Origin of the sequence: Bacteroides sp. D1, from assembly GCF_000157095.2 — a bacterium.
Taxonomy (GTDB): Bacteria; Bacteroidota; Bacteroidia; order Bacteroidales; family Bacteroidaceae; genus Bacteroides; species Bacteroides xylanisolvens.
In genome coordinates, this window is record NZ_JH114339.1 from 123806 (window position 1) to 133244 (window position 9439).

General features: G+C 44.2%; 7 protein-coding genes. 6 read left to right on the forward strand and 1 reads right to left on the reverse strand.

Annotation, left to right across the window (positions count from 1 at the left end):
* Positions 1-169 precede the first annotated feature (169 nt).
* On the reverse strand, positions 170-3874 hold the full coding sequence (gene purL, locus BSAG_RS13920) for a phosphoribosylformylglycinamidine synthase (RefSeq protein WP_008771314.1): 3705 nt from the start codon (positions 3872-3874) through the stop codon (positions 170-172).
* A gap of 258 nt (positions 3875-4132) precedes the next feature.
* On the opposite strand from purL, the gene BSAG_RS13915 reads away from it, so the two are divergent.
* The 6 genes from BSAG_RS13915 (at position 4133) to BSAG_RS13890 (ending at position 9401) form a co-directional block, all read left to right on the forward strand.
* Positions 4133-4786: a LysE family translocator gene (locus BSAG_RS13915; protein ID WP_004314184.1), complete on the forward strand. Its 654-nt coding sequence runs from the start codon at positions 4133-4135 to the stop codon at positions 4784-4786.
* A gap of 11 nt (positions 4787-4797) precedes the next feature.
* Positions 4798-5343 carry a DUF4924 family protein gene (locus tag BSAG_RS13910; protein ID WP_004304427.1) on the forward strand — a complete coding sequence of 182 codons (546 nt, stop codon included), beginning with the start codon at positions 4798-4800 and terminating at the stop codon, positions 5341-5343.
* Positions 5344-6210, forward strand: coding sequence for a dTDP-4-dehydrorhamnose reductase (gene rfbD / locus BSAG_RS13905; protein ID WP_004304426.1), 867 nt, complete (start codon positions 5344-5346; stop codon positions 6208-6210).
* 97 nt (positions 6211-6307) lie between these two features.
* A complete protein-coding gene (locus BSAG_RS13900) occupies positions 6308-7882 on the forward strand; it encodes a peptide chain release factor 3 (RefSeq protein ID WP_004304425.1) in 1575 nt (524 codons plus the stop codon).
* 77 nt (positions 7883-7959) lie between these two features.
* On the forward strand, positions 7960-8550 hold the full coding sequence (locus BSAG_RS13895; RefSeq protein WP_008771315.1) for an RNA polymerase sigma factor: 591 nt from the start codon (positions 7960-7962) through the stop codon (positions 8548-8550).
* A gap of 8 nt (positions 8551-8558) precedes the next feature.
* Positions 8559-9401 carry a FecR family protein gene (locus tag BSAG_RS13890; protein ID WP_008771316.1) on the forward strand — a complete coding sequence of 281 codons (843 nt, stop codon included), beginning with the start codon at positions 8559-8561 and terminating at the stop codon, positions 9399-9401.
* The last annotated feature ends 38 nt before the right edge of the window (positions 9402-9439 follow it).

The following is a 9439-nucleotide window of genomic DNA, read 5'->3' on the forward strand; positions in this document are numbered from 1 at the left end:
ACAGCGCTCCAAAAATGAAGAAAATAGACTATTTTATAACTATTTGTATATACTGTTTGTTTTCGGTATTTTGGTATCTATCAGAAGTCTTCCGGTAGAATGGAAAGTTCCGTAAAATAAGAGGCTGGCACTATTTAAAGTACCAGCCTCTGTAAAATATGGAAATGATTTATTTCATTTTCGCTTCCACCCACTTGCGGGCATTGACAAACGCTTCTATCCATGGAGTAACCTGATCGCTGTTCTTGCGGTCGGCCGGATAGCAACCGTTCTGCCATGGGAAGATGGAACGTTCCAAGTGAGGCATGATAGCCAAGTGGCGTCCGTCTGCGCTGGCCAGTGCTGCGATAGAATAATCGGAACCGTTCGGATTGCCCGGATATTCATCATAGCTATACTTCGCTACTACATTATATTTATCTTCGTCATATGGCAAAGAGAATTTTCCTTCTCCGTGAGCTACCCAGATACCCAGTTTGCTTCCACTTAAAGAGCCGAACATCACACTGCGGTTAGTCGGGATAGTAAGACCAAGGAAGCGTGATTCGAATTTGTGTGAATTGTTATGTAGCATTTTTCCTTTCTTCTTCAGTTCCGGGTTGATAAGATTGAGTTCCATCATCAGCTGGCAACCGTTGCAGACACCCAATGACAATGTATCTTCGCGTGCATAAAATTTATCCAATGCTTCTTTAGCTTTCGGGTTGAACAGGAATGCGCCTGCCCATCCTTTAGCAGAACCCAATACGTCGGAGTTAGAGAAACCACCGCAGTAAACGATCATGTTTACGTCTTCCAGTGTTTCGCGTCCGCTGATGAGGTCGGTCATCGTAACGTCTTTTACGTCGAAACCTGCCAGATAGAGTGAGTAAGCCATTTCGCGCTCACCGTTTGTACCCTTCTCGCGGATGATAGCCGCACGGATACCGCTTGGGGTACGACGGTCCGGAGTGATACCGTATTGAGAAAGCTTACCTTTGAATTCCGGCATGAAAGCGAATTCAACAGGTTGCATCTTATAGTTTTCGAAACGTGCTTTTGCGCAACCGTTCATAGATTGTTTGCGGTCGAGCAGGTAAGAAGAAGAATACCATACGTCACGCATATAATCGATACCAAACTGGTAAGTAGCACCATCTTTAGATACCAAAATGTGGCGTTCGTCAGTCGGTTTACCCAACTTTATATAGCCTACGCCGGCGTCTTCCAAAATCTTCTTCACTTCATCTTTATGCTTGTCGTTGATCTGGATAACGATACCCGGGTTTTCCGCGAACAGAATCTTGACGATATCCTCTTCCTTCATCTTGTCGAGGCTGATTTCCATACCGCCTTCTACATTAGAGAAGCACATTTCGAGCAATGTAGTGATTAAACCACCGGCAGATATATCGTGTCCTGCAAGGATCAATCCTTTATTTACAAGTTCCTGTACGGCAAGGAAAGCGTCACGGAAATATTCGGCATCCTGTACGCAAGGTACTTCGTCACCAACTTTACCCAGAGATTGTGCAAAAGCCGAACCACCCAGTTTCAGTTCATCGAAGCTGAAGTCAATATGATAAAGCGTAGTCTTTTCATTGTTAACCAATACCGGAGATACCACTTTCTTCACGTCGGAAACTTCACCACCGGCAGAAACAATCACAGTTCCCGGAGAAATCACTTTCTCGCCGTTCGGATACTTCTGTGTCATAGATAGAGAGTCTTTTCCGGTAGGAACATTGATCTGCAGCGCGCAACAGAAATCGCTTAAAGCTTTTACAGCTGTGTAAAGACGGGCATCTTCACCTTCTTGAGAGCGGCAAGGCCACATCCAGTTGGCAGACAGTGAAATGCTATCCATACCTTCCGCCATTGGAGCCCAAACAAGATTGGTCAGCGCTTCGGATACAGAAAGAATAGAGCCGGCAGCCGGATCAGCCAATGCTGCTTGCGGAGCATGTCCGATAGAGGTAGCGATACCTTTCTCGCCACGGTAGTCGAGTGCTACGACACCGCAGTCGCTCAACGGCAACTGAAGTTCACCCTGACATTGCTGACGAGCCACTTTGCCTGTTACCGAACGGTCTACCTTGTTTGTCAACCAGTCTTTGCAGGCTACAGCTTCAAGCTGCAATACATTCGTCAGATATTCATGTAGTTTAGACAATTCGTATTTCGGCATTTCATAATGACGTTCTACGGTCTTGTCTACCATATAGGTTTTGGGAGAAGAACCGAACATCTGTTCTACGGCAAGGTCGAACGGACGTACACCGTCAGCCTGTTGGAAAGCGAAACGATGATCACCGGTTGTTTCACCGACTACGTACATTGGAGCGCGTTCGCGTTCGGCAATCTTACGTACATGTTCAATAGCCTCTTCTTTAATCAGCAGACCCATACGTTCCTGACTTTCGTTAGCGATGATTTCTTTGGCAGACAAAGTCTTGTCACCGATAGGCAACTTGCTCATATCGATCAAACCACCACATTCTTCCACGAGTTCGGACAGACAGTTTACGTGTCCGGCAGATCCGTGGTCATGGATAGAAACCACCGGATTCACCTCTTCTTCACAAAGAGCGCGTACTACGTTATTGGCACGTTTTTGCATTTCTGCGTTGGCACGTTGCACGGCATTCAACTCGATGCCACTGCTGTAACGACCGGTATCAACAGAAGATACGGAACCGCCACCCAGTCCGATACGGTAGTTGTCACCACCGATAACCACTACTTTGTTTCCAGCTTCCGGTGTGCCTTTCAGGCAGTCGCGTTGTGTACCGTAACCAACACCACCGGCAAGCATGATTACTTTGTCGTAACCATAAACTTCTTTGTTTTCTGTATGTTCGAAAGTCAGTACCGAACCGCAGATCAGCGGTTGGCCGAACTTGTTACCGAAGTCGGAAGCACCATTGGATGCTTTGATTAGAATCTGTTCCGGAGTCTGGTATAGCCATTTGCGTACCGGAAGAATCTCTTCCCATTCGCGTCCTTCTTCTGTGCGTGGATAAGAAGTCATGTAGACTGCAGTACCTGCAATCGGCCATGAACCTTTACCACCACCCATACGGTCGCGGATTTCACCGCCGGTACCGGTAGAAGCACCATTGAATGGCTCAACAGTAGTAGGGAAGTTATGAGTTTCCGCTTTCAGTGAGATAACACTCTTGATGTCCTTTACTTGGAAGAAATCAGGTTTTGAATGATCTGCCGGAGCAAATTGTTCCACAACCGGACCTTCAGCGAAGGCTACGTTATCTTTATAAGCAGAGATTATTTTATTCGGATTTTCCTGTGTAGTCTTTTTAATCATCTGGAACAGGGAAGATTCCTGCTCTACGCCGTCGATGATAAACGTTCCGCCGAAAATTTTGTGGCGGCAGTGTTCGGAGTTGATTTGTGCGAAACCGAATACTTCAGAGTCGGTCAGCTTCCGTCCGAGGTCCTTTTCTACTTTCTTCAGGTAGTCCATTTCTTCTTTGGAAAGAGCCAAACCTTCTTTTTCGTTGTACACTTCGAGATCTTCAATGTAGATGATTGGTTCCGGCTGACGGTTTGTCGTGAATACGTTTTGGTCGAGTCCTTTGTACATGCGTTGGAGCATCGGGTCGTAATCGGCATTTTCGTCCTTAACAGGGAAGTACTCCTCGATGCGGCTTATGCCTTCGAGCCCCATGTTTTGGGTGATTTCTACTGCGTTTGTACTCCAGGGAGTGATCATTTCGCGGCGTGGGCCAACGAAACAGCCTTTCAGGTTTTCTTCACTTTCCATCACGGCTTCGCCAAAAAGCCAGCAGAGTTTATTACTTTCGTCAGGGGTGAGCTGATGGTTGCTCTCTACGGCAATCACGCTCTTGGAAGGGGTTCTGAAAAAAAGAATCATGTTGTATATTTACGATTTTACGATTTACGATTTTACGATTGAAGTTCCTGCAGGAGAAACTCTTCTCTTTTTCTGTGGCGCAAAGATAATCAATTTCGTTGGTGGTAGGAAAAAAATAGAGAATAAATTCCTATACCTTATTTAATATGTTTATTTTCGATGTACGTTTTACTTATTATCGCTATATATAGTGATTCTTGTGTGGAAAAAACGTTAATATACTATCCCCATATCACAAAAAAGTGCGATATTTGCGACATGATTCAGATAGAGACAATATTCGATATATTAGTGAAAGGCTTTATTATTGGCGTTGTTGTGTCCGCACCCCTCGGTCCGGTGGGCGTATTATGCATCCAGAGGACTTTGAATAAGGGGCGTTGGTATGGATTTGTAACAGGTCTGGGAGCCTCTTTGAGCGATATAGCATACGCTTTGCTCACCGGCTACGGGATGAGCTTTGTGTTCGATTATATTAATAAGAATATTTTCTATCTGCAGTTATTGGGGAGTGTCATGCTACTCCTTTTTGGTATATATACCTTTCGTAGCAATCCGGTACAATCCATTCGTCCGGCTTCGTCCAGCAAAGGCTCTTATTTCCATAATTTTATTACCGCCTTTTTCGTCACTCTATCCAACCCCTTGATAATCTTCCTGTTTATCGGACTTTTTGCCCGCTTTGCCTTTGTGCAGCCGGGAGTGCTGGTCTTTGAAGAGATCACGGGATATCTTGCAATTGCTATAGGAGCATTGACCTGGTGGTTGGGTATCACTTATTTTGTGAATAAGGTGCGCACTAAATTCAATTTACGTGGTATCTGGATACTGAATCGTGTTGTAGGAAGTATCGTAATGCTGGTATCTGTTGCCGGATTGATTTATACTTTGTTGGGAGAGTCACTTTATTAAGAGATAACATAATGAATCAGATAGCACAACAACTGAAAGAGAAGAATATTGCCGAATACCTTATATATATGTGGCAAGAGGAAGACTTGATCCGTGCCAATCATTGTGAACCGGAAGAGATGGAGGCAAATGTAATTGCCCGCTATCCGGAAGAACAGCGGCCTGCCATGCGAGAATGGTATACCAACCTGATTACGATGATGGGCGAGGAAGGAGTACGGGAAAAGGGTCATCTGCAGATTAATAAAAATGTAATTATCAATCTGACAGAGTTGCACAACGCATTGTCCTCTTCTCCTAAATTTCCTTTTTACAGTGCTGCTTATTTCAAGGCATTACCGTTTATCGTAGAATTACGGAATAAAAACGGCAAGAAAGATGAACCCGAACTGGAAACCTGTTTTGAAGCGTTGTATGGAGTACTCCTGCTTCGTCTTCAAAAGAAGCCTATCAGCGAAGGAACTGCCAAGGCAGTGGAAGCTATCACTAGTTTCCTTTCTATGTTGGCAAATTATTATGATAAAGACCGTAAAGGTGAATTAAAACTGGATGAATAAATGAGAATTTTAGTAACGGGTGCCAACGGTCAGCTTGGCAATGAGATGCAGGTGCTTGCGAAAGAGAACCCGCAACATACGTATTATTTCACAGATGTGCAGGAACTCGACATCTGCGACAAGCAAGCTGTGTGGACTTATATGGCAGAGAAGCAGATTGAGCTTGTTGTTAATTGTGCTGCTTATACAGCTGTAGATAAAGCTGAAGATAATCAAGAATTAGCATACAAATTGAATTGTGAAGCACCGAAACAACTGGCAAGTGCGGCCCAAGCCAATGGTGCTGCCATGATACAAGTATCTACTGATTATGTATTTGACGGTACTGCGCATACTCCATACACGGAAGACTGCAATCCTTGCCCGGATTCTGTATACGGCACCACTAAACTGGAAGGAGAAAAGGAGGTAATGAATCACTGCGAGCAAGCAGTCGTTATCCGTACCGCATGGCTCTATTCTATTTTTGGCAATAATTTCGTAAAGACGATGCTTCGTCTTGGAAAAGAGCGTGACAGCCTGGGAGTTGTTTTCGACCAGATCGGGACTCCGACGTATGCCAATGACCTGGCACGGGCCATCTATGCTATTATTAATAAAGGTATTGTTCGCGGTATCTACCATTTCAGCAATGAGGGAGTTTGTTCCTGGTATGATTTCACGGTAGCTATTCATCGTCTGGCAGGAATAACCACCTGCAAAGTGAAACCTTTGCATACAGCCGAATATCCCGCGAAAGCAAACCGCCCGGCATATTCCGTGCTTGATAAAACAAAAATAAAAACAACGTTCGATATAGAGATTCCTCATTGGGAGGAGAGCCTCAAACAATGCTTGATAAAATTAGGAATGAAAAATGAAGAATGAAGAATTTCGATGCGGCTTTATAGATAGCGTAACAATTCTTCTTTCATCATTCATCATTCATCATTCATCATTCTTCATTCTTCATTCATATTAATATATGGCAGATAATACAGAAATTTTGAGACGGCGAACGTTCGCCATTATTGCGCATCCGGATGCCGGTAAGACATCATTGACGGAAAAGCTATTGCTTTTCGGTGGTCAGATACAGGTAGCAGGTGCTGTAAAGAGTAATAAGATTAAAAAGACGGCTACGTCCGACTGGATGGAAATCGAGAAACAACGTGGTATTTCGGTAACGACTTCCGTGATGGAATTCGACTATCGGGACTATAAGATTAACATTCTCGATACTCCCGGTCACCAGGACTTTGCCGAAGATACATATCGCACACTGACAGCTGTAGACAGTGTTATCATCGTTGTAGACGGTGCGAAAGGTGTGGAAACGCAGACACGTAAACTGATGGAGGTGTGCCGTATGAGAAAGACTCCGGTAATAATCTTCGTCAACAAAATGGACCGTGAAGGAAAAGATCCGTTCGATTTGCTTGATGAACTTGAAGAAGAACTGATGATTCAGGTTCGTCCCTTGTCCTGGCCGATAGAGCAGGGAGCACGTTTTAAAGGGGTATACAATATCTATGAACAGAAACTGGACTTGTATCAGCCATCCAAACAGATGGTAACAGAGAAAGTGGCAGTCGATATTCATTCGGAAGAACTGGATCAGCAGATTGGCAAGTCGTTGGCAGACAAACTGCGTGGCGATTTGGAACTGATTGAGGGTGTTTATCCGGAATTTGATTCTGAATCCTATTTGGCAGGAGACTGTGCGCCTGTATTCTTTGGATCAGCGCTGAACAACTTCGGTGTGCAAGAGTTGCTGAACTGTTTCGTAGAGATAGCTCCCAGCCCTCGTCCTGTACAGGCAGAAGAGCGTGAAGTGAAACCTGACGAACCGAAATTTACCGGATTCATCTTTAAGATAACCGCCAACATTGATCCCAACCATCGTTCTTGTGTGGCATTCTGTAAGATTTGTTCCGGTAAGTTTGTTCGCAATGCTCCATATACACACGTCCGTCATGGAAAGACCATGCGTTTTTCGTCGCCTACCCAGTTTATGGCACAGCGTAAAACAACGATTGATGAAGCTTATGCAGGAGATATTATTGGTTTACCGGATAATGGTACTTTTAAGATTGGCGATACGCTGACAGAAGGTGAAATGCTCCATTTCCGTGGATTGCCGAGTTTCTCACCGGAGATGTTCAAGTATATTGAGAATGCCGACCCGATGAAACAGAAACAGTTGGCAAAAGGCATTGACCAGTTGATGGATGAAGGTGTGGCACAGTTGTTTGTCAATCAGTTCAATGGCCGTAAGATTATCGGTACGGTGGGACAGTTGCAGTTTGAGGTCATTCAGTACCGTTTGTTGAATGAATACAATGCGTCCTGTCGCTGGGAACCGGTAAGTCTTTATAAAGCCTGTTGGGTAGAAAGCGATGATCCCGCAGAACTGGAAGCCTTCAAGAAACGTAAATACCAGTATATGGCAAAGGATAGAGAAGGGCGCGATGTGTTCCTGGCAGACTCCGGTTATGTACTTCAGATGGCGCAGATGGACTTTAAACACATCAAATTCCACTTTACAAGTGAGTTTTAAAACATATTCCGTTGATTTTAACTAAAAAATCAGGTAAAAAAAGGAAAAACATATCTCATATAAATGAGTGAATAGAAATGAAGACACTATCCTGGGATAAAATTCAGCAAGGGGATGAAGAGGCATTCCGGCAGCTTTATGAGCAATATGCAGATTTACTGTATGGATATGGCATGAAGATAGCCGGTGATGATACGCTGGTGACCGAGGCGATACAGTCGTTGTTTGTTTACATCTTTGAGAAAAGAGAAACTTGCGCGGCCCCTCAATCCATACCCGCTTACTTATGTGTTTCGTTGAGACACATGATAGTGAACGAACTGAAAAAAGAGAATAGTGGCTCATTAAAATCACTGGATGAAGTAGGCACAAGCGAATATCAGTTTGATTTGGAGATCGATATTGAAACTGCTATTATCCGTTCAGAGTTAGAAAAAGAACAGCTGGAAGTTTTACAGAAAGAGCTGAACAATTTGACAAAGCAACAGCGGGAGGTATTGTATCTTAAGTACTATAAGAAGATGAGTTCGGAAGAAATAGCCCAGGTGATGGGACTCACTTCGCGTACAGTTTACAATACTACTCATATGGCTATATCCAGTCTACGGGAGCGCATGAGCAAATCTTTCTTGTTACTGGTGGCAGCTAATTTGTGGATTTTTAATTGAGGTGAGATATGGAAAAGTGGACAGAATCTTTAGAACAATACTTGGAGGAAGGTAAGCTTCCTCTAGTGGGCGAAATATTTTCCCGTAAGAAAGAAATAGGCGATAAATTAAAGTTGCAGCGCGAAGAAAGCCATAAGATTACCTTAAGCCGGAAAAGAAAACAAAGTGTCGGAAGAAGAAGCTTCTCCTTCTCTTGGGGAGTGGCAGCTGCGGTCGTTCTTCTTTTGGGAGTAGGCAGTTACTTCCTGGCAGAGGAAAAGGTGGTGACGGATAACACTGCAATGAATTATGAATTGCCCGATGGCAGTAGTGTGCAGGTGATGGAAAACTCACGTCTGACTTACAATCATATCACATGGCTTTGGGAGCGTAAGTTGCAATTGTTGGGCAAAGCCTCTTTCAATGTAACCAAAGGCAAGACATTCACCGTCAGCACTGAAGCCGGCGACGTGACGGTACTCGGTACTAAATTCTTGGTCGATCAGCAGGGAAAGAAGATGTTCGTAAACTGTGAGGAAGGAAGCGTGAAAGTTGAGACTGCCGTAGGTAAGCGTACATTGCTTGCCGGTGAAAGTGTGCGTTGCGATGAAACCAAGATTGTGCCAGTAGAAAAAAAGGCGGACGAATCGGAGTTCCCCGAAGTGTTGGGATATGAAGATGACCCGCTGATAAATGTAGTGGCAGATATTGAGCATATATTTGAGGTAACAGTCGTCGGACATGAGAAATGCGAGGGGCTGACCTACAACGGGACGGTCTTAACGAAAGACCTGAACGCCACACTGGAAAAAGTCTTTGGATCGTGTGGGATCAGTTATCAAATTCGAGGGAAAGAAATTATTTTGCAATAAAAAAAGCCTCTTCTGACTATCCAGAAGAGGACTTTTTG